This window comes from Bacillus sp. CR71 (genome assembly GCF_003429245.1).
Classification (GTDB): domain Bacteria; phylum Bacillota; class Bacilli; order Bacillales; family Bacillaceae_G; genus Bacillus_A; species Bacillus_A thuringiensis_S.
Map to the genome: position 1 here is coordinate 1029093 of NZ_CP031748.1, position 24440 is coordinate 1053532.

Consider the following 24440-nt stretch of genomic DNA (forward strand, 5'->3'; position numbering starts at 1 on the left):
TTTTGTAACATTTATCCCGCATTAACGGGCAGTAAGACCCCCACCTCAAAATTCAGCGGAAGCAAAGAAGTTAGGTGGGGGATCAACTGTCCGTAAAAGCCCGATTGGTTCAACTAATAATCAGTGGGGGATGAACAAAACCCCCACTGATTAAAGTTTCACTTTATAAGGGATAGAACCACATCGCTATCAAGCTAACTAGACAAAATATCCTCTAAAAAGAGAAAGGCGTTATTCTTTCTGAGAAATCATAGGAAAGGATAACGCCTTTATATCAATTTTAATATAATCGATTCACTTCTTTATAAAAAGTTTGGTTATTTTATTGAAGCTTATTCCACAAACACACCCGTTTGTTCACTTTTTTACTGTTTGAAAGCCATACTTTTTATATTGATTCATTTATTGGAAAAACAGAAAGTTTTAAACTCTCTCTATTACATATTTATTTTTGGAAAAATAGCCTAACTCCAAATACTAATAATACTGTGCCAGTAATACCCTCTATTGTACGGTTCACCTTTTCTTTTCTTAAAAAAGTTCTTAATTGACGTATTAGAGAGATATAAAGTAAATACCATATTGCTGTCAAAGTCGTAAATGTGAATCCCAACAAAAGAAATTGGAAGAAATGACTTTGATTACTCACAATAAATTGGGGTAGAAAACTAAGGAAAAATACAGCCGTTTTTGGGTTTAAGATTGCCGTGGTAAATCCTTGTCTAAAACTTTTAACCGTTCCAATATCCTTAGAGTTTATTTCCACTGAACTTGACATATCTTCTTTTTTAGAAAAGGCACTTTTAATTGACTTTACAGCTAAATAAATTAAATAAAATGCCCCAGCATATTTTATTAATGTAAATAGCATAGCAAATTTCATTAAGATAGCAGAGAGTCCTAGTGTAGCCATTATTGTATGAATCATCATTCCAGATACTGTTCCTAAGACGGTCTTTATTCCACCATTTCTACCATGAGAGATAGTGTTTTTTGTAACTAAAGCAAAACCGGGACCAGGCATCATTATAATAAGGAGTGCTGTAAGGATAAATAGCATATAATTTTCCATGTTCTGGTATTTCCTTTCTGATTTTTAGTTTCGCTTATAGTATAGCTTTTTTCCTTAAAACATTAAATATAAAAAGTGTGATCAGGATAGTATCATAAGCTTTCAAGGAGTTGTAATTGAATTATAGAGGGCTTCACTTGAATAATGTTCTTCTGTAAATGAGCGTTTTAATAGAATGTTAATTACGTAAATAATCAGATTTTACACCCTAAATGTTATTTAACAAAAAAATCTTGAATTCGAGATTTTTCACTTGCTTTTCAATCACTTGAGGTGTAAAGTGATAGTAACGAAAGCGATTGAGTCATATGAAAAACATACACTCAGTTGTTTTCGATTAAAAAACAAAGTAACTTATACAGTAAAAACTAAGATGAATTTACAAAAACATAATTAAGAATAAATTGAAAAGCTAAAAACCATATTAGTTGTGGGAAATATTATTTTTTTAGTTATCACTTGACTAGTAAAACGAAACGGAGGAATAACCAATGTATAAAATTAAAGGGCATCATCACATTTCAATGGTTACGAAAAATGCAAATGAAAATAATCACTTTTATAAAAACGTGCTTGGCTTACGTCGTGTGAAAATGACAGTAAATCAAGATGATCCGTCAATGTACCACTTATTTTATGGAGATAAAACAGGAAGTCCAGGTACGGAATTATCATTTTTTGAAATTCCATTAGTAGGAAGAACATATCGCGGTACGAATGCGATTACTCGAATTGGATTACTCGTTCCTTCAGAGGAAAGCTTACATTACTGGAAAGAACGATTTGAGAATTTTGATGTGAAACATAGTGAAATGACAACATATGCAAATCGTCCTGCTTTACAATTTGAGGATGCTGAAGGTCTTCGCTTAGTACTACTCGTTTCAAACGGAGAAAAAGTAGAGCACTGGGAAACTTGGGAGAAATCAGAAGTTCCTGCAAAGCATCAAATTCAAGGAATGGGTTCTGTGGAAATGACAGTTCGTAGACTTGATAAAATGTCGAGTACACTTACAGAGATGTTCGGTTATACAGCGGTTAGCCGTAGCGAAGAGGAAGCAATTTTTCAATCCATTAAAGGAGAGGATTTTGGAGAAATCGTTGTGAAATATTTAGATGGACCTACTGAAAAGCCGGGCCGAGGGAGCATTCACCATTTAGCAATTCGCGTGAAAAACGATGCAGAGCTTGCCTATTGGGAAGAACAGGTGAAACAAAGAGGCTTCCAGTCTTCAGGAATCATCGACCGTTTCTACTTTAAAAGCTTATATTTCCGTGAATCAAACGGAATCCTTTTTGAAATTGCGACAGATGGACCAGGATTTACAGTTGATGGAGATGTGGAACATTTAGGAGAAAAACTTGATTTACCACCGTTCTTAGAAGATCAGCGTGCAGAGATTGAAGCGAATTTAGCACCTATTGAAGAGAAGTAATAGGAGAGAAAATATAAATTAAAAAATATTGGAGGAATATAAAATGAACCAATTAAAAGGAATTCACCACGTTACAGCGATTACAAGTAGTGCAGAAAAAAACTATGAGTTTTTCACTCACGTTTTAGGAATGCGTTTAGTTAAGAAAACAGTAAACCAAGATGACATTCAAACGTATCATTTATTCTTTGCAGATGATAAAGGTAGTGCAGGAACAGATATGACATTCTTTGACTTCCCAGGTGTTCCGAAAGGAGTACACGGTACAAATGAAATTTCAAAAACTTCATTCCGTGTTCCGACTGATGCAGCATTAGAGTATTGGGTGAAACGCTTTGACCGTCTTGAAGTAGAACATACAGGAATTAAAGAGCAATTTGGTAAGAAAACTCTTTCTTTCGTTGACTTTGATGACCAACACTATCAATTAATCTCAGATGAACTTGATAAAGGAATCGAATCAGGTACACCTTGGCAAAACGGGCCAGTACCATTAGAATATGCAATCACTGGTTTAGGACCTGTATTTATCCGTATTGCAAACTTTAGCTTCTTCAAAGAAGTGTTAGAAAAAGTTCTATTATTTAAAGAGGTTGCGCAAGAAGGGGAATTCTATTTATTTGAAGTGAACAAAGGCGGAAACGGTGCATCTGTTATTGTAGAACATAATACAGTTCTTCCTGAAGCACAACAAGGTTTTGGTACAGTGCACCATGCGGCATTCCGCGTAGAAGATCGCGCTGTATTAGAAGAATGGATTGAGAGAATCAGTAGCGTAGGACTTCCTTCATCTGGATATGTAAACCGTCACTTCTTCGAATCATTATATGCAAGAGTTGCACCACAAATCTTATTTGAATTTGCAACAGACGGCCCAGGATTTATGGGAGATGAGCCATACGAAACACTTGGTGAAAAATTATCTTTACCTCCATTCCTAGAGCCAAAACGTGAAGAAATTGAAAAATTAGTTCGTCCAATTGATACAGTGAGAAGTACGAAGGAATTTATTAAAGAGTAAAAATAGAGATAGTAAGTAGGAGAGCAAGTAGTTTTAGCGGAGTGCTGGAACTGCTTGCTTTTTTATTTATTCTAGTGAGTTTTCTGATAATTGTTTCTCAAGTTATCAAAAAGGAAAAGTTTGGTATAATTAATTAAAACATTAAATTTTCTGATAATTATTTTTCAATACATAGAAAAGGAGTGGTAATATACAATTTTGATAATTGTATAAAAATCCTAATTTTGGAGAAAAGGGGATGCGAGTTTATGGGAGCAGATGTAGTAACGCGGGAGCAAATGAGACACTTATTGGATGATTGGTATCATTCAATGTTAAAACAAGATGTGGTTAAAGCGAAAGTACTAAATGAGGAAATAGAGTCCAAGGTTATTTATATTAAAGAAGATCAGTATGCGGCATTTTATCACGCATTATTAAAATTCCGTTATCATGTGCTAATTGATAGTTTGAGTATTACAGAGAATAGTTTTGATGAAATTAATACCTTTATAATTCCTGATGACGCACTTTTAACACATTATTATCACTTATTTAAAGGTATTCATGCAATGTATATATCAAATTACATTGAGTCACAAAATCACTTTGAAGAGGCTGGGAAATTAATTAAATATATAACATCTTCGTTGGAACATGCTGAATTCAATTATAGATTTGCATATTTGTCTTATCAAACGTATAAACCATTGATGGCGATTGATCAAATACGTTTAGCAAAAGATGAATATGAAAAACATCCTGGCTATGAAGTTTGTATTGCTTTGTGTGAGAATATTTTTGCAATGGCTTGTATTGATTTAAAGCAATATGAACAAGCCGAAGAGAAGTTGAATTTGGCATTAGATGTATTTCAAAAGATAGATAATGAAAGATTTATTACAATGGTTCGTCATAATTTAGCATGGTTATATGCAAGTCAAAACCTTTCGAGTTTAGCAATTCGACATTTAGTAGAAGTAATAAAAAGTAATTCCAAACATTTCAAAGCAATGTTTGTATTAGCACGTGAATATTACAAAATTGGAAAAATCGATACTGCCGCTGAATTAATTGAAAAAGGATTAGATATATGTAATAAGATACAAAATAAAGAATTTCAGCACCGTTTTGTAATTTTAAAGGAAATGAATCAAAAGACGTCTAGTGTATTATTAGAATCTACTATTTTAAATGGGATTTTATATTTTGAGAAAGAAGGTTTGTTGGATTGTATTCAAGAATATACTGAGATTTTAGCTATGCAATTTTATAAAGAAGAAAACCATGTAAAGGCAAGTAAATATTTTTATATAAATAATCAAGCACAGAAAAAACATTTAGAAAAAGGGGCGTTGAAATAATGAAAAAAGTAGGCGTAATAGCAAAAGGATTAATTTTTGTAGGGATTCTTTCATTGGGACTTAATTTTTCTTCTACTACACAGCAAGCAGTTAATATTGGTGACGGAGGAGCACCAGCAAGACCAGACTACGTTAACATTGGCGACACAGGAGGAGCACCAGCAGATAATAGGGGCGACGGCGGAGTAAGCCAACTATAATAACAAAGAAAGGGACTTCAACATGGAGTCCCTTTTTCTATTTTCAGGCCATGTAGAGAAAAGAATTGACTTACTTTAAATATGTAACTATAATAGTTACAGAATAACCATTAGTAATAGAAGTGAGTTATATTTTTTTAGTATAATTGTAACTGTTTTAGTTACAATTAAAAGGATAACATAAAATAACCAAAAAATGTAAAAACTTTAAATAGAAACAAGAGAAAGGAGACGGGAACTTTGAAACGGTTTAAGTTTTATATGATTAGCGGTATTGTGCTCGTTTTGTTAATTGTTTGTAACTTCGTTGAGAAGCCGATTGCGAAGGTTGGAGAAGTGAAAGATACTGTTATGATGAAGTTGAATACGAAAGAGAGTATGGCGCAAATTGATGGGCAGACGATTTATTTTAAACAAATTGGTGAGGGGAAACCTCCGTTACTTATGCTTCACGGGTTTGGTGGTTCTTCTGATGGGTTTAGTGATATTTATCCGGAACTAGCGCGAGACCATACGATTATTGCGGTTGATATTTTAGGGTTTGGGCGTTCTTCTAAACCTATTGATTTTCAGTATTCGTTTCCTGCGCAAGTGAATTTATATTATAAGTTAATGAAGAAGCTCGGATACGATCAGTTTGCGGTGCTCGGCCATTCAATGGGCGGAGAGATGTCCCTTAATTTAGCGTATTTATATCCGGATGCAGTGACGCATCTCATCTTGGCGGATTCCACAGGGATAGAGTCTTTCCAGCAAAAAGAAAGTTATGAAGTACCACCGCTATCGACGGACTTACAAACTGTAACTGAGATTACGAAGTATAATAAAAATGAAGTGAAAAATAGTCGGGATGATAAAGAGCATTATGATCAGCTTACGAAAATGAGAGAGCGCCGCATTGCGATGGAAGCTGATAAAATTAAGGTGCCGACTTTAATTATATGGGGACGACATGATAAAAGTGTTTCTTGGAAAAATGGTGAACTGTATCATGGGCTATTTGCGAATAGTACGTTTCATATTATTGAAAAAGGATACCACGCACCGTTTCGTCAAGAACCAATTGAGTTTATGGAATATGTACAAGCATTTTTCGCGAAGCATCCACAATAAAAATTTTAAGCATAAATCCACTTCTTTCCTCATAGAGTGAAACTAATAAGGCTTGTCTAAGGAAAGGAATGAAGTGATTTGGAAACTTTACCATGGTGGGTGTATCTTGTAATTGTCGGGATTGTACTAAGTGGCTACATGGTTTTATATACTTCGAAAAAAGAGCAAGATATGGATAATGAGTTTATTGAAAAAGAAGGCGAAGTATATATGAAGCGCTTAGAAGAAGAGCGTGAGAAACGTAATCAGGATAGTGATAAAGATTCGGTATTGCTTTAATAAAAATTTTGAAAGACTACCACCTGGTATAATTTTACAACTAGGTGGTAGCTTTTTTTCTTCTGGGGGAGCAGTATATGTTCATCAAGCTAAGGTTATATTAGTTTAATTTTACATGTATAAGAGAGTCATCATAAACTTTTATTGATGGTATTTATATATATTTTTACTCATAAGAATGGAACTAGCGGGGATTTTACTGGGGGGGATTAACAATGCATAGGGATGAAACTTCATTACATCCTGATACAGGTGTTACATCTGTAATGTTTGTTGAGCGTTCATTAAATGAAATTCGTTTTTGGTCTAGAATCATGAAGGAGCATTCTTTTTTTCTTCGCTTAGGGTTTAGATGCGAGGATACTCAACTAATTGAAGAGGCTAATCAATTTTATCGATTGTTTGAACATATCGAACAAATAGCGCATTCCTATACAAATGAAACAGATCCTGAGCAAATAAAAAGATTTAATGCAGAAGTACAACAAGCCGCAACTAATATTTGGGGATTTAAAAGAAAAATTTTAGGATTAATTCTCACATGTAAATTGCCAGGACAAAATAACTTTCCACTGTTAGTTGACCATACAAGTAGGGAAGCTGACTATTTTAGAAAACGTTTAATACAATTAAATGAAGGGAAATTAGATGCCCTTCCTGATGCTATTATTAAAGAAAATGTTTTCTTTTTACGGATTATGGCAGACCATGCTAAATTTATTGGCCATCTTCTTGATCCATCGGAAAGAAAGCTTGTAGATACAGCACGGAATTTTAGCAATGATTTTGATGAATTGATGTATCAAGCAATTGACTTAGAATCTATGAAACCACAATCCCAAACAGTCCCACTTTTAGATCAATTTTTAGATCAAAATCGTGTGTCGGTTACATCTCTTCGGGATTTTAAGAAAACAGCACGTGATTTAATTGAGCAATGTAAAATAAAGAGTATCATTCATCCATTATTAGCAGACCATGTTTTCCGTGAAGCTGATAGATTTCTTGAAATCATTGATATGTATGATGTTCATCTTACAAATATTCAATCACAACCTAGATATTAGAAGATAAGGAAAGATACTATTTTTTCCTTAAGCCGAGAAGTTAACAATTTATTGTTAGCTTCTTTTCTTTGTGATTAAAATTTTCTTTTAAGGACTACATAAATCCCTTTGACCAAATATGTAATTCTTTGTAAAATGATATATATGGAAAGATTATGAATATACAGGAAATCTATGGATAGTAGATTTTAATAAATTATTCGGGGGAAATTTATTAGTTAAGTATATTAACTTGTTTGCACTACATTTTACAAATAAAGGGGTATTAGTAATCATGAAAGCAAAGAAATTAGTAAGTTTAGCGTTACCAGTTATGTTATTGAGTGGTTGTATTACAATTGAAACTGATGGTAAGAAAGCTGAGCCAAAGAAAGAAGAAACGCAAAAGGTAGAGAAAGAGAATAAGACTTCTGAAAAAGAGAGTAAGTCAACTGATAGCAAGAAAGAGGATAGCTTATCTGTAGCGAAAGGTGAAGGTACAAACAGTAGTTCATCAAGTAGTCAACCAAGTTCTTCTTCAAATAATTCAACTTCTTCTAGTTCTTCAACTGGTAAGGTAACTGGTTCAGATGTTGAAAGGTACAAGGCAGATATCATAAATAGTGCTACTCAAATTGAAGATACAATGAAATTAATTGAAGGAATAGCAGATTCAGACGTAAAATCATACAAACAAAAGAAAAGTGAAGTACAACTGAGTTTAGGTGGAGCAAAGGCAACTGCAACGAAACTGAAGAATCTACAAGCACCTCCTGAATTACAGGGAGAACAAGTGAAGATAAAGCAATCGATGGAACTGTATGCGGATTGTTTCCAACTTCTCTTTGATGCATTAGACCAAGAAGACGAGAGTAAAATGCATCAATCATTAAGTAAAGCACAAGAAGGTTCAAAACTGTTTGAAGAAGCAGCGAAGAGTATCGGTAGCAAAACAAACTAAGAGTAAATTACTTTAAGGAGTATGAGGTATGAAAGTGAAGAAACTAATGGCTGCTGTAGTTCCAGTTACATTATTATTAAGTGGTTGTGTTACAGTAAAAGATTCGGCAAGTAAAGAAGCAAAGACAGAAGAAACAAGTAAAGCTAAGTCTTCTGGAACAAAAGAAAAATCAACTAATTCGAAAGAAGAAAGTAAAGATGTTCAAAAGGTTCGAGTTTTAGATGAAGATTATGCACAATATTTATTAGACATTGAACAGGATATGTTAAGACGATTTGATTACTATGATGCATCTGTAAAGGATTTGAGAAACGGAAGTAAATCAAAAGCTGAGGTATTAGATAGTGTTAAAGACATCTATAAAGTATTTGATAAGATAGAGAAGATTTCTGCACCGCCAAAACATAAAGAAGACCAAAAAGAGATTGAAAGAGCTGCAGGTAAACTAAGAGAAACATTCGGTGAAATAGAGAAGTTATTCAACGATAAAGGTTTTAGCTTAGAGACTGATAAGGAAATCTTAAATAAAGCAAATATAAAATTAGAGGAAGCAAAACGTATTTGGAAACCTACATTTGATAAGTTAAGGGCTGAAGTAAAAGGTGATACAACCACGGAAAAATCTACTAGTACAACAAGTAGTTCTACACAGGCAAACCCAACTACTGGCAGTCAGGCTCAAACAGATAAAAGTCAAGCAAAAACTGGGGTATTTGTAGATACAGTTGGTACAAGTGAAGAGTTAGGAATTAGTTATAGCAACATGCAGAAGAACATTAAAGATGGTACTGAGATTATTGGTAATTGGGGTATTGATTACGGCAGTGGCGTAAAAACTACGCTAGTACTAAAAGGTGATAAAACATTTGAGTCTTATGCGAATGGTTCTTATCCGAATAAAGATAACTATTTAACAGGAACATATACGGTGGATGTCCCATCATTCCAGTTATCTTTAAAAGTAACAAAAGCAGTTAAAGACGGTCAAGAAGTAAAGTTAACAAATGATAGTATCATGTATAAATTGCAAAACTATGATGGAAACACATTACAAATTTATCATATGGACGATAATGTTCGTATTCGATATGTAAAACAATAAATAATTGGTGAAAAACTCTGTAATAAATTTTACAGGGTTTTTTATTAGTTTTAATTTAATTTCTTCATTATCTTTCCAGACGCTGTCCATACTAGTATAAGTTGAGAAATGAACAAAACGATAATGATAGGCAGTTGATGTAACTCCATAGTAACTGTAACCATCTAAAGCCCAATTCATACACTATGGTGGAGGATTTTCACCTAATAACCGGATGAAAAAGGGGTGTAATCATGAAGAAACGTACTGTTAATGAAGCGGGAGGGAAAGTGCCGCAACCAATCCGCAGCGACGGAGCAGGTGCGATTGATTCTGGACCTCGTAATGTTATGCGAGATATTCAAAATCCGAATATGCTTGTTCCACCTATAACGGATGCAGGATTAGTTCCTAACTTGAAGTTTTCATTCTCGGACACTTCTATGATTTTGAAACACGGCGGGTGGTCTCGGGAGATTACTGCTCGGGAACTACCAGTTTCGACGACGATTGCTGGGGTAAATATGAGCTTAACGGCCGGTGGAATACGAGAACTTCATTGGCATAAAGAAGCGGAATGGGCGTATATGCTTTTAGGACGGGCACGCATAACGGCTGTTGATCAAAATGGACGGAATTTTATTGCTGATGTTGGACCAGGTGATCTTTGGTATTTTCCGCCTGGTATTCCGCATTCCATTCAAGGATTGGAACATTGTGAATTTCTACTTGTTTTCGATGATGGACATTTTTCTGATTTATCTACTTTAGCTATTTCTGATTGGTTTGCGCATACGCCAAAAGAAGTGTTGTCGGCTAATTTTGGAGTACCTGAGAGTGCTTTTCATTCTATCCCTTCAGGTCAAGTTTATATTTATCAAGGAGAGGTGCCAGGTTCGCTTGAAAGTCAGGAAGTTCAATCACCGAAAGGGGAAGTTCCTTTAACATTTAAACATGAACTGTTAAAACAAAAGCCAATTAAGACTCCTGGTGGTAGCGTTCGAATTGTAGATTCTACAAATTTCCCTATTTCAAAAACGATCGCAGCAGCGCTCGTTGAGGTTGAGCCTGGTGGAATGAGAGAACTTCATTGGCACCCGAATAATGATGAATGGCAATATTATTTGACAGGAGAAGCGAGAATGACTGTGTTTCTTGGAAATGGTACCGCTCGTACATTTGATTATAGAGCTGGTGATGTCGGATATGTACCGTTTGCGACGGGGCATTATATTCAAAATACAGGTACCGAAACATTATGGTTTTTAGAGATGTTCAGAAGCAATCGTTTTGAAGATGTATCGTTAAATCAATGGATGGCACTGACTCCTAAAGAAATAGTGGAGAGTAATATACATGTTGGCCCGCAAGTAATGGATTCCCTGCGTAAGGAGAAGTGGCCTGTTGTGAAATATCCGGGGTTTTCATATAGTCCGAAAAATGATGAGTAAAAATGAAAATTTGCGTTATTCTTTCTGGAGACTGATAAGAAGGGATGGCGTATTTTTTATGCCTAATCTAGTCTTTATCCCGCTATTTGCCGGGCTGTCTGTAAAAGCCCGATTGGTGAGGGCTGATTAAAGTTTCACTTTATTAGTATCCGCTCTTTGTATTATTGTTCGGGAAATTATTATTGGAGCATAGTATAGGGAAGATACATATAAAATAGCACTATTATAAGCTGTAACGCATAAGTTGCACAGGCGATGCAACGATAACTAGCTTTACTCTTCATCATTTATTTGAACATAATGGGCATAGAGAGGTGATAAACACAGTATGATTTTTAGTGAGCGTTTAAAAGAAGAAAGGGAAAAAAGAAATTGGTCGCAAAATGATTTGGCTGAAAAAATTCATGTAAGTAGGCAATCTGTTTCGAAATGGGAGACGGGAAAGAACTATCCGAGCATTGAAATTATTATTCATTTAAGTGATTTGTTCGATATTACGATTGATGAACTGCTAAGGAGTGATGAAGAATTGACGCAGAAAGTAATTGAAGATAGTAAGAAATTGGCATATCCAAAATGGAAGGTGTTTTTTGATAGTCTATTTATGATAGGAGTATTTTTGTTTATTGCAAAAATCGTTGTATGGATGCTAAATAAGTTTGCAGGAGCAAGTATTACAATTGTAGCAGATGCGCCATATGTAATGAATCTTTTGCCCCTTGCATTCATGATTATAGGTGGTATGGGATCGGATAAGTTGAAGAAAATATATAAATAGAGGAAAGATTTGAAAGAAATCCCCTACACTAGCTGTTCTTTTCACTTAAATTGTGTACTATAAAGGATAGGATGACATAAAGAAGGGGATATAGAGAATGGAATTTCATGAACAGAAGATTTTGCCGGCAGTGAGGCAAATTAAAGATTTGGAAAAGCTATTACATAGTTCGTATGAATACATCGTTATTTTAGATATTCATGTCGGCCAATTGAAGAGTGTTATATCACTTGCGAAGCAATATTGTAAAAAGGTGTTTTTACATGTGGATTTAATTCATGGCTTGCAGAGTGATGGGCATGCGACGGAATATTTATGTCAGGAGTTTAGACCGTACGGGTTACTTTCGACAAAGGCGAGCGTTATTATGAAGGCGAAGCAAAAAGGTGTTGTGGCAATACAACGCATCTTTTTAATCGATTCGAGTGCGATGGAGAAGAGCTGCAATCTTTTAGATAAGACGAAACCGGATTATATTGAGGTGCTTCCAGGAGCAATGACGGATATTATCGCTGAAGTGAAAGAGCGTACTGGTGTACCGATTTTAGCAGGTGGTTTTATTCGTACTGTAGAAGATGTGGAAAGAGCTTTAAACGCTGGTGCGACAGCGATTACGACGTCAAAACGCGAACTATGGAAACATTACCAAAAAAAGTGACGAAAATGTGAAAAAATTCTGTTGACACCGCTTTCATAAGAGGTTAACATTATAGACAAGTTAATAAACGTGACGGAGAAAAGAAGAGATCCACATTTCATTGTTTCTATATAAATTTATATAGAAGCGTGCAAAGCTGTGGGTCTTTTTCTTTTGACAAAAACGAATGGCCATTCATTTTACCTCTATCACATTTGGAAGCGTTTAAATTGATTGTGGAGGGATACTATGTCAGCATTTTTAGGAGAGTTAATAGGGACTGCGTTGTTAATCGTACTTGGTGGCGGCGTTTGTGCTGGTGTAAGTTTAAAGAAATCGTTTGCGAAAGATTCAGGTTGGATTGTTATTACAATGGGCTGGGGCTTAGCAGTAGCGGTTGCAGCGTATGCGGTTGGATCAATTAGTGGGGCACATTTGAATCCAGCTTTAACGATAGGACTAGCATTTAAGGGAGCGTTCCCATGGAGTGACGTACCAGGTTATATCGTAGCACAAATGATTGGGGCAATTATCGGGGCAGTTATCGTATATTTACATTACTTACCACACTGGAAAGAAACAGAAGATCCAGGAACAAAGTTAGGTGTATTTGCAACAGGTCCAGCAATTCCGAACACATTTGCAAACCTTTTAAGTGAAATGATTGGAACATTCGTTTTAGTATTTGGTATATTAGCAATTGGTGCAAATAAATTTGCAGATGGATTAAATCCATTTATCGTAGGTTTCTTAATTGTAAGTATTGGTTTATCATTAGGTGGGACAACAGGATACGCAATTAACCCAGCACGTGATTTAGGTCCGCGTATCGCACACTTCTTCCTTCCGATTGCAGGAAAAGGCGGTTCAAACTGGAAGTATGCATGGATTCCAGTAGTAGGTCCAATTTTAGGTGGATCACTTGCAGGTTTATTCCATCAAGTTGTATTTGAAGGAAAGCAAAATTCAGCACTTATTTATGTGATTATCGCAACTGTGATTGTACTAGCAATCTCTTATATGACAAGTAAAAAAAGCGGAAGCAATACAAATAGTAGAAAAGTAGCATAAGGGGGAAACCGATATGAAAAAATATATTCTTTCATTAGACCAAGGAACAACAAGCTCACGCGCAATTCTTTTCAATAAAAAAGGTGAAATTGTTCATTCAGCTCAAAAAGAGTTTACACAACATTTTCCAAAGCCGGGCTGGGTAGAGCATAATGCACAAGAAATTTGGGGATCTATTTTAGCAGTTATCGCAACTTGCTTAAGCGAAGCAGATGTAAAACCAGAACAAATCGCAGGTATCGGTATTACGAACCAACGTGAAACAACGGTTGTCTGGGATAAAACAACTAGTAAACCAATTTACAACGCAATTGTATGGCAATCTCGCCAAACAGCTGAAATTTGTGATGAGTTAAAAGAAAAAGGTTATAGCGAAATGGTTCGCGAAAAAACAGGTCTTTTAATTGATGCATACTTCTCTGGTACGAAAGTAAAATGGATTTTAGATAACGTTGAAGGTGCAAGAGAGAAAGCAGAAAACGGTGATCTATTATTCGGAACAATTGATTCGTGGCTTGTATGGAAACTATCTGGTGGTAAAGCACACGTAACAGATTATTCAAACGCATCACGTACGTTAATGTTTAATATTCACGACTTACAGTGGGATGATGAGCTTCTAGAAATGTTAACAGTACCAAAGAGCATGCTTCCAGAAGTACGTCCATCATCTGAAATTTACGGAGAAACAATTGATTACCACTTCTTCGGCCAAAATGTACCGATTGCAGGTGTAGCTGGTGACCAACAAGCAGCATTATTTGGACAAGCTTGTTTCGGTGAAGGTATGGCGAAAAATACTTACGGAACTGGTTGCTTCATGTTAATGAACACAGGTGAAAAAGCAGTAGCTTCTGAGCACGGTCTATTAACAACAATTGCATGGGGAATAGATGGTAAAGTAAACTACGCATTAGAAGGAAGTATTTTCGTAGCAGGTTCTGCAATTCAGTGGTTACGTGACGGAATGCGCATGTTTAAAGATGCAAGTGAGAGTGAAGTGTATGCGAGTCGCGTTGAATCAACTGATGGTGTATACGTTGTACCAGCATTCGTTGGACTAGGAACACCTTATTGGGATAGTGAAGTACGCGGCGCTATGTTTGGTGTAACACGCGGTACGACGAAAGAGCACTTCATTCGTGCAACGCTAGAATCTTTAGCTTACCAAACGAAAGATGTATTATGCGCAATGGAAGCAGATTCAGGTATTGAACTGAAAACATTACGCGTTGATGGCGGAGCAGTTAAAAATAACTTCTTAATGAAGTTCCAAAGTGATATTTTAGATGTTCCTGTAGAGCGTCCAGTGATTAACGAAACAACGGCTCTAGGTGCAGCATACTTAGCTGGTCTTGCGGTTGGATATTGGAAAAACCAAGATGAAATTAAATCACAGTGGCATATGGACAAACGCTTTGAACCAACGATGGAAGCGGAAACAAGCGAAGAGCTATATGCTGGATGGAAAAAAGCAATTGAAGCAACAAAAGCTTTCAAATAATCATAAACAGTGTTATAATGGTGACAAGTTAATAATTCGGTAGGAGATTTGGAGAGACCACAACGCGCTATAGAGGCGAAATCTATAGCGGAGTTTGTGGTCTCTTTTTTCGTTATCAAAGGGAGGAATTACCATGAAATTTTCAAGTAAACAACGTAAAGACGTATTAAACGGAGTAAATAAACAAGAGTTAGATGTGATCGTAATTGGTGGAGGTATTACTGGTTCTGGTATTGCATTAGATGGAGCAACACGCGGGTTATCAACAATTGTGTTTGAAATGCAGGACTTTGCAGCAGGTACATCAAGTCGTTCAACGAAGCTTGTACACGGTGGTCTACGTTATTTAAAACAACTTGAAGTGAAAATGGTAGCAGAGGTGGGTAAAGAGCGTGCGATCGTATATGAGAACGGTCCCCATGTAACAACACCAGAGTGGATGTTACTTCCGTTCCATACAGGCGGTACGTTCGGATCATTTAGTACATCAATTGGTCTTCGTGTATACGACTTCTTAGCAGGTGTAAAACGAAGCGAGCGCAGAAAGATGTTTAACCGTGAAGAAACGCTAAACAAAGAGCCTCTTGTAAAAAAAGAAGGATTAAAAGGCGGCGGTTACTACGTAGAATATCGTACAGACGATGCGCGTCTTACAATTGAAGTAATGAAAGAAGCAATTGAGCATGGTGCGAAAGCTGTTAACTACGCAAAAGTAGACAGTTTCTTATATAAAGATGGAAAAGTATGCGGTGTACGTGTAATCGATTTACTAGACGGTGAAGTATATGAAGTTTACGGTAAGAAAATTGTAAACGCAGCTGGTCCTTGGGTAGATACACTTCGTGAAAAAGATAACTCGAAAAAAGGAAAAGTACTTCAGTTATCAAAAGGTGTTCACTTAGTAATTGATCAAAAACGTTTCCCACTCGGGCAAGCAATTTACTTCGATACACCAGATAAACGTATGGTGTTCGCGATTCCTCGCGGAGGAAAAACATACGTAGGTACAACAGATACGTTCTATGATAAAGACGCAGCTGTACCACAAATGACAACAGAAGATCGCACATACATCATTAATGCAATTAACTACATGTTCCCAAGCGTGAAAATTACAGAGAAAGACATTGAATCAAGCTGGGCTGGTGTACGTCCGTTAATTTATGAAGAAGGTAAGAATGCATCTGAAATTTCTCGTAAAGATGAAATTTGGACTTCTGAATCTGGTTTAATTACAATCGCAGGTGGTAAATTAACAGGATACCGCAAAATGGCTGAAATGGTAGTAGATTACGTAACGAACTTACTACAAAAAGAAGGTCATAGTGCATATCCGAAGAGTGATACGAAACATATGCCGATCTCTGGTGGACATGTAGATGGTTCACACGGATTCCCGGCATTCGTTGCGAAAAAAGCAGACGAAGGTACGAAATCTGGTTTAACGAAAGCACAAGCAGAAGAATTCGCAAAATTCTATGGTTCTAACGTTGATGTACTATTTGGCTTAGCGAAAAAACATAAAGACGAAGCGAAAGAATACAACATGCCGCTTGACGTTCTAATCCCACTTGTATACGCAATGGATTACGAAATGACAGCAAAACCAGTTGACTTCTTCGTACGCCGCAGAGGCGCTGTATTCTTCAACATCCACTGGGTATACGAGTGGAAAGAAGCAGTAATCAACTATATGGCTGCGAAACTAGGCTGGAGCAAAGAAGAGCAAATGAAATACACAGCAGAACTAGAAAAAGCATTAACAGACGCTGTTATTCCTGTAGACCAACAAGAGCAAGCAGCTGCGTTAGCATAAAATAGAGAACCACCTGAAGGGGAGCCTTTAGGTGGTTTTTTGTTTTATTATGCACGCACTAAAACCGTGATTATAAGTAAATAGAGTGTATTAATTTTATTTTGAATATTAAGGTTTCTAATGGGTTTATAAGCTTTTTTGCATAAAATAAAAAAAGACAGAACACTCATGAATTTCTGTCTTGTACAACCATACTTCTATGGTGGTAGTAGATGTGGTTATTGAACAATCAAATCAACAATTTAATTGAGAACCGCCCTTACCTTTTTCGCAAGCAGGGTGTTTTTCACTTTTTGTACCGCACGAAATCATTAAAACGATATGTGAAGTAACAAAGAACAAGAAGGAAACGTATGTTTCAAACGGGGACAGTTAAAATTAAATAAATTTCCATCAAAGAACACTCTTCTATTTTGTACTAGATGATTAGAAGAATTTTTATATTTGAAAATTGTAATTAAGTGGGAGTATTCGGATTCTCTTCTGTCAGAATCTTTAGATAGATGTATCTCTAAAAGGAATTTTAATTTATTTATCCAGATATATAAAATTGCATATTGGAAATTATGTGGAACTTATATACAAATTTTGGTTCGTATTGTAATATCAAGATGTCGCTAATGGAAAAAGTAAAAAAACATATTTTTTGTAAAAATATGTTTTGTGTTGTGAAATATAAATGGCAGGAAAATGGAGTTGATTAATTGGATATTTCGGTAAATAAAGATGTAATTGTATATGAAGAAAATAATGAAATTATTCTAGTGAATATGATTAAAAATAATTTCTATGCATTAGATCACACAGGATCTGAGATTTGGAAGAAAATCGAACTTCTATCAGAAGTAACAAAGATAATTGACTCTATATTTCAAGAGTTTGATGGCGAAAGAGAAGTTATTAAGAATGAAATAATGGATTTTATTTTTAATTTAGAGAAGGCAGGGGTAATTGAGATTGATAAGTAAGTTTAAGAATTTGAATACATACATATACTTGTTAGTATTATTAGTAAAATTCGACATGGAATTATCAAGAAATGGATTTAATAATACATTTAAAAGATATGCATATAAACATCTTAATATAAGGGATATAAAATGGGACAAGGAATCTATAGAAAAAACTAAAAGTGAAATCGAAAGAATATTCCATATATTAGATGTTGTTTGTGTTTGGTATCCAAGAAAGGCCGATTGCATACATAAAACTTTACTAGGGTATAAAATTATTAGAAAAAATTTCGCAATACCAGTTGAGATGGTTATAGGGATTAAAAAATTTCCTTTTGAGGCTCACGCATGGTTACAGTGCAATGGTGATAATTTTTTTGATGACCAAGAAGAAACAAGTCGATATAACATTATATTGGATTCGAGGGAATTAAAGAAGGAGGATTTAAAATGAAATGGTTTTTGGTATCCGTTTCTTCTAAGGAAAAAGATTTTAAAAATCTAAGTATAAAGAATACTATTTTTGATGAATTTAAAATAAAAGTTGAAGAAAATTATGGAATGAAAAATCATTTTGAATTTTTTGCCGCCAATAGCCATAAGAATATAAACACTAAATTTGAATTTGGTGACATATTAATTATTGGGGATATTGTATTACATAACAAAAGAGAGCTTATAAGGAAATATAATCTTTCAATATCGTTAGATGAAGACGTAGAAAGTGAATATATCATTAGTTATTTATACAAAGAAAAAGGGATTGAATTTATAAAAGATTTGGTAGGCGAATTCTCATTTGTACTGTATGATCAAGCGAAGCAAAAAACATTTGCAGTAAGAGATCATATAGGGGTGAAAACTTTATTTTGGGTTAAGCATAAGGATGAATACGTTTTAGCAAGTGATATTTTCTTATTAAAGAGTTACTTTGATTTTAAAGATATAAATTATAACTATTTCAAAGAATTTCATGAGAGAAACGGAATAATTGATACAACAGATACACCCTATAATAATATTTTTAGAATCCCTAGTGGATGTTATTTAAACATAAATCAGGACGTATCTAAAGTGCAAACATATTGGGATTTATCTAAAGTTTCTGGAACAATATTATATAAGACTGAGGAAGATTATTTCAGAAAATTTTCAGATTTATTATTTCAAGCTGTAAAAGATAGGCTAGATAAAGAGGAAGGAAACGCAATAATGTTGAGTGGAGGGATGGATTCTACCTCGTTGTACGCAGCTTCCAAAATTATTGCGAAGGAAGAAAAAAAACTCCATATTTCATCAGTTAGTGCAGTTTTTGATGAATTGAAGAATTGTGATGAAAGAGAATATATTAATGAATTAACTCACAAATATAATGATGAAGGAATATATTTAAATTTAGATAATACATTGATGTTTGAAAAATTCCCTAATGATGACCCTTTTACTTTTGAACCGAATGTAAATTCAATATCTTTTAATTTCACATATAATACTGTGAAAAAATCAGTTGAGAATAACTTAGTTAACATATTGAGTGGCTTCGCGGGTGATCATCTATTAAAAGGTTCCTTACATACAACTCGAGATTTTTTTAATAAAGGACAACTGAAAAAAACATTTTCTTGGATTACTGATTATTCTATAACTACAAATACATCAGCCCTTAAAAATTTTTATAACTGTGTACTATCTCCTGATTTAGCCAAAGAATTTATTGGGAATACAGATAGTAATTATTATAAGTTTATGAATAAAAAAATGAGAAATATTAAACGTTTTCACCAAAAGGAATTATATTACCAAATTACTAATGCTAAAGCGCACTTATATATAGATAGGGTAATAGGTGCTGCAGTAGGTGCAGATATTAGTCATCCGTTTTTAGACAGAAGATTAATCGAATTCGTTTACAAAATCCCCGGTGAATTTAGATTTTCAACTGAAACTACTAAATATATATTAAGAAAATCAATGGAGAAATACTTAACTCCAAATATTGTTAATAAAATTAATAAAACAACCCACTTAGATTATACTTATAAAAGCATTCGAAAGAATTGGGATAAAATATACAGATTAATGGAAAATCCGATGATTGTAGAGAAGCTTAACCTGCTTTCGCATGAAGAGTGGCACGAGGAACTCGCAAAATGGAGAAATGGTCTTGAAAATAGAAAAGATTTTTGGACATTATTTTGTATTGAAATATGGTTTATAAAGTATCAACAAAGATTAAATCAAAATAATTAGTAGAAAATATATCAAATAAATAACGCAATATTTTTATATATGAAATTAATGTTAACTAATTTTTTGTGAATTTATAATGAATATATTTAATTAAAATTAGTATAAAACTATTGCGTTATTTATCAAAAAACAATAAGGGAGATTGATTTAAATGAAAACATTTGTAAAACCTTCAATGGTGAATTGTGGTAAAAGTGAAAGTGTAATTAAAGGAGATTGCTCTTGGGGGAAAGAAAATTTCGCATTAGATGAAACAGGAGCGTACTATACGAAAAAAAGAAAATATGTACATGCTGGTTGGCTTCCAGGATATAAAGAAGTATTTAAATGTGCGGTTGTAGATGGTTGTAGTTCCGACTCTAACCAATGCTAAATAAATTGAAAGATAATCATACCAGCTGTGTAGCTGGTATGATTGCCTAATTTTATAGTTTTTAATGAGGGGAATATTAATCCATTGATAAAACATGTTAATTTACTAAACTGATGAAACAAAAAATGTTTAATTGTTTTTAAATTTATTTTATTAGTATTCATAGGAGAATTGTAATGGTGACTTACCTTTTTATAATAATTTTAATAGTAGCAATTATTACATGCGCATACATATATATCAAAATTAAAAAAAATCAAGATTTTACCGCAAGTATTATGAGTGGATCGGAATTTAGGAAGAAGATTAATGACTATACAGGATATGCTATATGCTCAGATAGAGAAAGCTTTATACATGATTTTAATTTGTTTATAGAGTTGTTAAATATTATTAATAAAGAAAGACGATGTGTTTTAGTAGATTTATCTAATGACACACATGCTTCATCTGAACTAAATATGGAACTTATTAAAATGTTAGACATTAGTTTTATTCCTTCAATTATATATATGAAAAATGGTAAGGAATTAAAAGAAATCATACATTTTGGTGAATTCGAGGAAAACTTCAATAATCAAGAATTTCTGGTAGAACTCAAAAAAAGGTTAGGGCAGGATTAAATTATGGATACAGTTTATCTAATTATGATTAAGATGTCATATGTTATTCTTGGTTTGATTTTTCTAAAAAGTGTTAGAACTAAAGTGAAAAAGCCATTTGCTTATTATATGGCTATGAAAGATTATCAAATAGTTAAAAAAGAAAAATCACTAAATGTTATTACTTCTCTATTAATTGCTTTAGAGCTATTCTTAGCATTATTATTAATAACTACAATATATTCAAATATTGTTCTAATTATAGGTTTAATAATTCAAGTGTTTTATATATTACTGATAATAATTAACATAAACAAAGAATTTATAAATAATTGTGGTTGTTTTTCCTTAAATATGCCTAAGAAAGTAACAACAAAAAATTTAGCTGTTAATATTATTTTATTATTATCCATAGTACTGATATATGGTTGTGAGATTAGACTTTTATAATAGACCATATTTTAACATGATATATTATGCAGACTAGTTATCGATTAGGAGGAATTAGGCTTTTGAATGTTATAACATTAATATTTAGTGTGTCTGTAGGATTACTTTTTTTTATTTCGGGTTTGTTTAAATTGATTGCTATAAAAGAAGCATCTCAATCGATTGTTGAAATGAATTTAATGCCTGAAAAATTAGCATCTATATTTGGAATGTTATTCCCTTTTCTGGAGATTTTTTTAGGTGTATCCTTAATTATTTTTAATAATAATATGTTTATTAATATTATAGCGATAGGTTTGATAGTCATGTTTATTTTAATCAACTTCAAAGTAATTGTTGAAAAAAAGCAAAAGAAATGTTTTTGTTTTGGAAAAATAATAGAGACTAAACTTGGTTATGGTGGATTAATTCAATGTCTACTATTATTGCTTAGTATTATTCCAAATATAATATTTAATGGCACAAATTTAAGCACAGTATTGACTCATAAGGAGCATTTAATGTATGGACTAGAAATTATTATAATTTCTGTATTTTGGACAATAACATTAATATTAATTCGATTAATATTTGAAATTATATTTCCTAATAAATTATCTAATTAAGTTGTAATTGGAGGAGCAATAATGGATATAAATCATCAAATAATAATTTCATTACTTATTATTATAACGATACAAACAGCCTTACATATAATTACAATTTTAAAATTAAAATGGGGTCAAGTAGTTCAGGGGGGACTAGAAATCGGAGACAAGATTCCAAACGTTGATTTTAACAATGTTGATGGAGACATAAAGGGGATTTACGATAATGTATTAGGAAATAAAAATACACTTGTTTTTTTAGATCTAGATTGCAAAGAATGTAATAAAGTTTTTAGCTCGTTAGATGTTTTTAATATTAGCTACCTAAGTGAAATTAAACTAGTTTTAATAAAAACAGAAAAAAATTTCAAATATATGAGCAATAGTGTTTATAAGGATAGAGCATTATTTATTGATGAAGATATTATTATTAATAAATTCAATATTGATGTATTTCCTTTTGCAATGAGAGTGGATGAAAGTGGTAAAGTTGAAGAGAATAGTCATATTACTAAAGAAAACTTGATTAACTATATAACTTGAAAAATTAAACTAGCTAATTGAGAGGAGGATTATAGTGAAGGAGAAAAGACATAATCAATTTTGGGCATTTATAAAAACTCAGAAATATTTTCTAGGTTATATATATAGAGAGCATCCTTTGAGTTTAATCTTATTTTGTATATTATCACTTATTACCGCTACTATTCCACCAATTTTAATCATTTTAAATAAACAAACCATTGACACGATTACTAATATACATAATAACCCTGATGCTCAAGAAGTTGTAATAATTTTGTTGGTAGTAACTTTTTTATTGCAGTACTTCTCTTCTGTATTAAGTAATATAGGAATATATATATTTACTCGTATTACCCAGACTGTTAATTATGTTCTAAAAAAAATAATGTTAACAAAATTGATTAAAATACCATTAAAAGAATATGAAGATAGTAGTTTTTTTGACACTATAAATTTAGCGAATATAGCAATAAGCGGAAATGGTGTAAGGGTAATTAGTAGTTTGATAGGGGTTTTACAAAGTTTGATTTCTTTAATTGGGATTTGTGGGATATTACTTGCGATCCATTGGATTTTACCCATTGCACTATTTTTGTCTACATTGCCAGGTATTATTTTGATTTTTATAGCAAAGTCTAAAAATTATAGAATGACTAAAGAAACAGCGGCTAAAGATAGAGAACTGGGCTTTACTGATAACCTTTTTGTTGATAAAAGTGCTATCAGAGAGATAAAGATTAATGATTCGGGAGATTTTTTATTAAATAAATGGTCTAACTTATTTAAAGTTATACAAAAATATAAACTCAACTTAGCTTTATGGGAGTGCAAAACTAAATCGATTGCCGCATTACTGTTACAGGTGTCTAGTTTAGTTGTATCTTTAATACTTGTATACCAAATATTTGATAATAAGTTATCCATTGGTGACTATGTTGCTTTACTTGGGGCAGTAGCTTCTGTGCAATCAATATTTGGTTCAATTGGTTCTCATCTAGGTTCGATTTTTGAGACAGCTATCTATAATAGTGCTCTAATGCAAATATTGGATTACGATGTTAAAAATAAAAAAGAAGTAGATCCCATAGAAATTCAAAGCGTAGAAGAGATATCTTTAAAAAACATAAGTTTTTATTATCCAAAAACTAATGTTAAGGTATTGGATAATATAAACTTAAAGATTAATAAGGGAGAAAATATTTCAATTGTAGGGCATAATGGTTCTGGAAAGACTACACTAGTTAAATGTATTTTAGGCCTTTATGATGTAAGTGATGGTGAAATTAGAGTAAACGAAAAAAATATTAAAGATATTGATAAAATAACTTATTTTGAAAGAGTAGCAGCAATTTTCCAGGATTTTTATAAATATAAATTTAGTGTAAGAGAAAATTTAGGATTTGGGAATCTAAAGAAGTTAAACGATGATCAGGAATTATATAATGCACTACAAAAGGTAGGGTTATATGAGAAAGTAAAAAATTATCAATTTAATCTGGATACATATTTAACTAGAGAAATACCAGCTGGGAGAGAGTTATCTGGTGGAGAGTGGCAAAAATTAGCTATTGCAAGAGGGTTCTTGAAAGATTCAGATTTAATTATTTTAGATGAGCCTACTGCAGCATTAGATCCACTAAGTGAGATGAAAATTTTTGAACTTTTCAACAAATTATCTGAAAATAAAACGACAATAACTATTTCTCATAGATTAGGACCTACAAAGTATTCAGATAGAATTATTGTAATGGACAATGGGAATATAGTTGAAGAGGGAAACTACGATGAGTTGATGAATAAACGTGGAGTGTATTATGAAATGTATTTATCACAAGCAAAATGGTATGAGGAACAAATAACGCAAAATTCGATTTAAGACATTGAGGTGTAT

Annotated in this window: 25 protein-coding genes; 24 read left to right on the forward strand and 1 reads right to left on the reverse strand. The window is 33.2% G+C overall.

Features of this window, described 5'->3' with window-relative positions:
- Positions 1 to 445: 445 nt before the first annotated feature.
- Complete coding sequence (locus DOS87_RS05340) at positions 446 to 1072, reverse strand: LysE family translocator (RefSeq protein ID WP_000433010.1); 627 nt, start codon at positions 1070 to 1072, stop codon at positions 446 to 448.
- 491 nt (positions 1073 to 1563) lie between these two features.
- Between DOS87_RS05340 and DOS87_RS05345 the strand changes: the two genes are divergently transcribed.
- From DOS87_RS05345 to DOS87_RS05460, 24 genes are all read left to right on the forward strand, one after another.
- Positions 1564 to 2508 (forward strand): ring-cleaving dioxygenase, encoded by a 945-nt coding sequence (locus DOS87_RS05345; RefSeq protein ID WP_000276686.1) that lies wholly within the window; start codon positions 1564 to 1566, stop codon positions 2506 to 2508.
- A 43-nt stretch (positions 2509 to 2551) separates the two neighbouring features.
- Positions 2552 to 3529: a ring-cleaving dioxygenase gene (locus DOS87_RS05350; RefSeq protein ID WP_001072577.1), complete on the forward strand. Its 978-nt coding sequence runs from the start codon at positions 2552 to 2554 to the stop codon at positions 3527 to 3529.
- Between the two features lie 248 nt (positions 3530 to 3777).
- Complete coding sequence (locus tag DOS87_RS05355) at positions 3778 to 4872, forward strand: response regulator aspartate phosphatase (RefSeq protein WP_000500599.1); 1095 nt, start codon at positions 3778 to 3780, stop codon at positions 4870 to 4872.
- Positions 4872 to 5072, forward strand: a complete 201-nt coding sequence (locus DOS87_RS05360) for a Phr family secreted Rap phosphatase inhibitor (protein ID WP_000755466.1) — start codon at positions 4872 to 4874, stop codon at positions 5070 to 5072. The genes DOS87_RS05355 and DOS87_RS05360 overlap by 1 nt, the downstream gene beginning before the upstream one ends.
- A 240-nt stretch (positions 5073 to 5312) precedes the next feature.
- Positions 5313 to 6185 (forward strand): alpha/beta fold hydrolase, encoded by an 873-nt coding sequence (locus tag DOS87_RS05365; RefSeq protein WP_000819485.1) that lies wholly within the window; start codon positions 5313 to 5315, stop codon positions 6183 to 6185.
- Positions 6186 to 6263: 78 nt separating this feature from the next.
- Positions 6264 to 6464, forward strand: coding sequence for a sporulation YhaL family protein (locus tag DOS87_RS05370; protein WP_000449223.1), 201 nt, complete (start codon positions 6264 to 6266; stop codon positions 6462 to 6464).
- Positions 6465 to 6679: 215 nt separating this feature from the next.
- Positions 6680 to 7531, forward strand: coding sequence for a DUF2935 domain-containing protein (locus DOS87_RS05375; protein WP_000554483.1), 852 nt, complete (start codon positions 6680 to 6682; stop codon positions 7529 to 7531).
- 274 nt (positions 7532 to 7805) lie between these two features.
- The gene (locus tag DOS87_RS05380; RefSeq protein WP_000644836.1) at positions 7806 to 8471 is read left to right on the forward strand and encodes a DUF7018 domain-containing (lipo)protein; all 666 of its coding nucleotides are present in this window, start codon (positions 7806 to 7808) and stop codon (positions 8469 to 8471) included.
- A 28-nt stretch (positions 8472 to 8499) separates the two neighbouring features.
- On the forward strand, positions 8500 to 9573 hold the full coding sequence (locus tag DOS87_RS05385) for a DUF3994 domain-containing protein (protein WP_000865195.1): 1074 nt from the start codon (positions 8500 to 8502) through the stop codon (positions 9571 to 9573).
- A 233-nt stretch (positions 9574 to 9806) separates the two neighbouring features.
- Positions 9807 to 11003 (forward strand): oxalate decarboxylase family bicupin, encoded by a 1197-nt coding sequence (locus DOS87_RS05390; RefSeq protein WP_000747506.1) that lies wholly within the window; start codon positions 9807 to 9809, stop codon positions 11001 to 11003.
- A 328-nt stretch (positions 11004 to 11331) separates the two neighbouring features.
- The gene (locus tag DOS87_RS05395) at positions 11332 to 11781 is read left to right on the forward strand and encodes a helix-turn-helix domain-containing protein (RefSeq protein WP_098578117.1); all 450 of its coding nucleotides are present in this window, start codon (positions 11332 to 11334) and stop codon (positions 11779 to 11781) included.
- 97 nt (positions 11782 to 11878) lie between these two features.
- Positions 11879 to 12439: a glycerol uptake operon antiterminator GlpP gene (glpP, locus tag DOS87_RS05400; protein WP_000394286.1), complete on the forward strand. Its 561-nt coding sequence runs from the start codon at positions 11879 to 11881 to the stop codon at positions 12437 to 12439.
- A 228-nt stretch (positions 12440 to 12667) separates the two neighbouring features.
- Positions 12668 to 13489, forward strand: coding sequence for a glycerol uptake facilitator protein GlpF (gene glpF / locus DOS87_RS05405; protein ID WP_001272200.1), 822 nt, complete (start codon positions 12668 to 12670; stop codon positions 13487 to 13489).
- A 13-nt stretch (positions 13490 to 13502) separates the two neighbouring features.
- On the forward strand, positions 13503 to 14993 hold the full coding sequence (gene glpK / locus DOS87_RS05410; RefSeq protein WP_000760013.1) for a glycerol kinase GlpK: 1491 nt from the start codon (positions 13503 to 13505) through the stop codon (positions 14991 to 14993).
- A 133-nt stretch (positions 14994 to 15126) separates the two neighbouring features.
- The gene (glpD, locus tag DOS87_RS05415) at positions 15127 to 16809 is read left to right on the forward strand and encodes an aerobic glycerol-3-phosphate dehydrogenase (RefSeq protein ID WP_000672828.1); all 1683 of its coding nucleotides are present in this window, start codon (positions 15127 to 15129) and stop codon (positions 16807 to 16809) included.
- Positions 16810 to 17513: 704 nt separating this feature from the next.
- A complete protein-coding gene (locus DOS87_RS05420; RefSeq protein ID WP_000355425.1) occupies positions 17514 to 17777 on the forward strand; it encodes a PqqD family protein in 264 nt (87 codons plus the stop codon).
- Complete coding sequence (locus tag DOS87_RS05425) at positions 17767 to 18216, forward strand: lasso peptide biosynthesis B2 protein (RefSeq protein WP_223840594.1); 450 nt, start codon at positions 17767 to 17769, stop codon at positions 18214 to 18216. Before DOS87_RS05420 ends, DOS87_RS05425 begins: the two co-directional genes overlap by 11 nt.
- The gene (locus DOS87_RS05430) at positions 18213 to 20012 is read left to right on the forward strand and encodes an asparagine synthase-related protein (RefSeq protein ID WP_000870873.1); all 1800 of its coding nucleotides are present in this window, start codon (positions 18213 to 18215) and stop codon (positions 20010 to 20012) included. The genes DOS87_RS05425 and DOS87_RS05430 overlap by 4 nt, the downstream gene beginning before the upstream one ends.
- A 151-nt stretch (positions 20013 to 20163) precedes the next feature.
- Positions 20164 to 20385, forward strand: coding sequence for a hypothetical protein (locus DOS87_RS05435; protein ID WP_000847606.1), 222 nt, complete (start codon positions 20164 to 20166; stop codon positions 20383 to 20385).
- 176 nt (positions 20386 to 20561) lie between these two features.
- Positions 20562 to 21008 carry a hypothetical protein gene (locus DOS87_RS05440; protein ID WP_063535822.1) on the forward strand — a complete coding sequence of 149 codons (447 nt, stop codon included), beginning with the start codon at positions 20562 to 20564 and terminating at the stop codon, positions 21006 to 21008.
- Positions 21009 to 21011: 3 nt separating this feature from the next.
- Positions 21012 to 21437 (forward strand): MauE/DoxX family redox-associated membrane protein, encoded by a 426-nt coding sequence (locus DOS87_RS05445; protein ID WP_098578530.1) that lies wholly within the window; start codon positions 21012 to 21014, stop codon positions 21435 to 21437.
- Positions 21438 to 21499: 62 nt separating this feature from the next.
- Entirely contained in the window at positions 21500 to 22042 is a 543-nt protein-coding gene (locus tag DOS87_RS05450; protein ID WP_063535823.1) for a MauE/DoxX family redox-associated membrane protein, read from the forward strand.
- A 21-nt stretch (positions 22043 to 22063) separates the two neighbouring features.
- Positions 22064 to 22567, forward strand: coding sequence for a hypothetical protein (locus tag DOS87_RS05455; protein WP_000353919.1), 504 nt, complete (start codon positions 22064 to 22066; stop codon positions 22565 to 22567).
- Positions 22568 to 22601: 34 nt separating this feature from the next.
- A complete protein-coding gene (locus tag DOS87_RS05460; protein ID WP_000660696.1) occupies positions 22602 to 24425 on the forward strand; it encodes an ABC transporter ATP-binding protein in 1824 nt (607 codons plus the stop codon).
- Positions 24426 to 24440 lie beyond the last annotated feature (15 nt).

Bases quoted from the DNA above. Each gene is read 5' to 3' on its own strand.
- DOS87_RS05360 (WP_000755466.1), top strand. From the start codon at position 4,872: ATGAAAAAAGTAGGCGTAATAGCAAAAGGATTAATTTTTGTAGGGATT.
- DOS87_RS05345 (WP_000276686.1), top strand. From the start codon at position 1,564: ATGTATAAAATTAAAGGGCATCATCACATTTCAATGGTTACGAAAAAT.
- DOS87_RS05430 (WP_000870873.1), top strand. From the start codon at position 18,213: ATGAAATGGTTTTTGGTATCCGTTTCTTCTAAGGAAAAAGATTTTAAA.
- DOS87_RS05440 (WP_063535822.1), top strand. From the start codon at position 20,562: ATGGTGACTTACCTTTTTATAATAATTTTAATAGTAGCAATTATTACA.
- DOS87_RS05355 (WP_000500599.1), top strand. From the start codon at position 3,778: ATGGGAGCAGATGTAGTAACGCGGGAGCAAATGAGACACTTATTGGAT.
- DOS87_RS05435 (WP_000847606.1), top strand. From the start codon at position 20,164: ATGAAAACATTTGTAAAACCTTCAATGGTGAATTGTGGTAAAAGTGAA.
- DOS87_RS05340 (WP_000433010.1), bottom strand. From the start codon at position 1,072: ATGGAAAATTATATGCTATTTATCCTTACAGCACTCCTTATTATAATG.
- DOS87_RS05395 (WP_098578117.1), top strand. From the start codon at position 11,332: ATGATTTTTAGTGAGCGTTTAAAAGAAGAAAGGGAAAAAAGAAATTGG.
- glpF (WP_001272200.1), top strand. From the start codon at position 12,668: ATGTCAGCATTTTTAGGAGAGTTAATAGGGACTGCGTTGTTAATCGTA.
- glpP (WP_000394286.1), top strand. From the start codon at position 11,879: ATGGAATTTCATGAACAGAAGATTTTGCCGGCAGTGAGGCAAATTAAA.
- DOS87_RS05350 (WP_001072577.1), top strand. From the start codon at position 2,552: ATGAACCAATTAAAAGGAATTCACCACGTTACAGCGATTACAAGTAGT.
- DOS87_RS05375 (WP_000554483.1), top strand. From the start codon at position 6,680: ATGCATAGGGATGAAACTTCATTACATCCTGATACAGGTGTTACATCT.
- glpK (WP_000760013.1), top strand. From the start codon at position 13,503: ATGAAAAAATATATTCTTTCATTAGACCAAGGAACAACAAGCTCACGC.
- glpD (WP_000672828.1), top strand. From the start codon at position 15,127: ATGAAATTTTCAAGTAAACAACGTAAAGACGTATTAAACGGAGTAAAT.
- DOS87_RS05385 (WP_000865195.1), top strand. From the start codon at position 8,500: ATGAAAGTGAAGAAACTAATGGCTGCTGTAGTTCCAGTTACATTATTA.
- DOS87_RS05455 (WP_000353919.1), top strand. From the start codon at position 22,064: ATGGATATAAATCATCAAATAATAATTTCATTACTTATTATTATAACG.
- DOS87_RS05390 (WP_000747506.1), top strand. From the start codon at position 9,807: ATGAAGAAACGTACTGTTAATGAAGCGGGAGGGAAAGTGCCGCAACCA.
- DOS87_RS05445 (WP_098578530.1), top strand. From the start codon at position 21,012: ATGGATACAGTTTATCTAATTATGATTAAGATGTCATATGTTATTCTT.
- DOS87_RS05380 (WP_000644836.1), top strand. From the start codon at position 7,806: ATGAAAGCAAAGAAATTAGTAAGTTTAGCGTTACCAGTTATGTTATTG.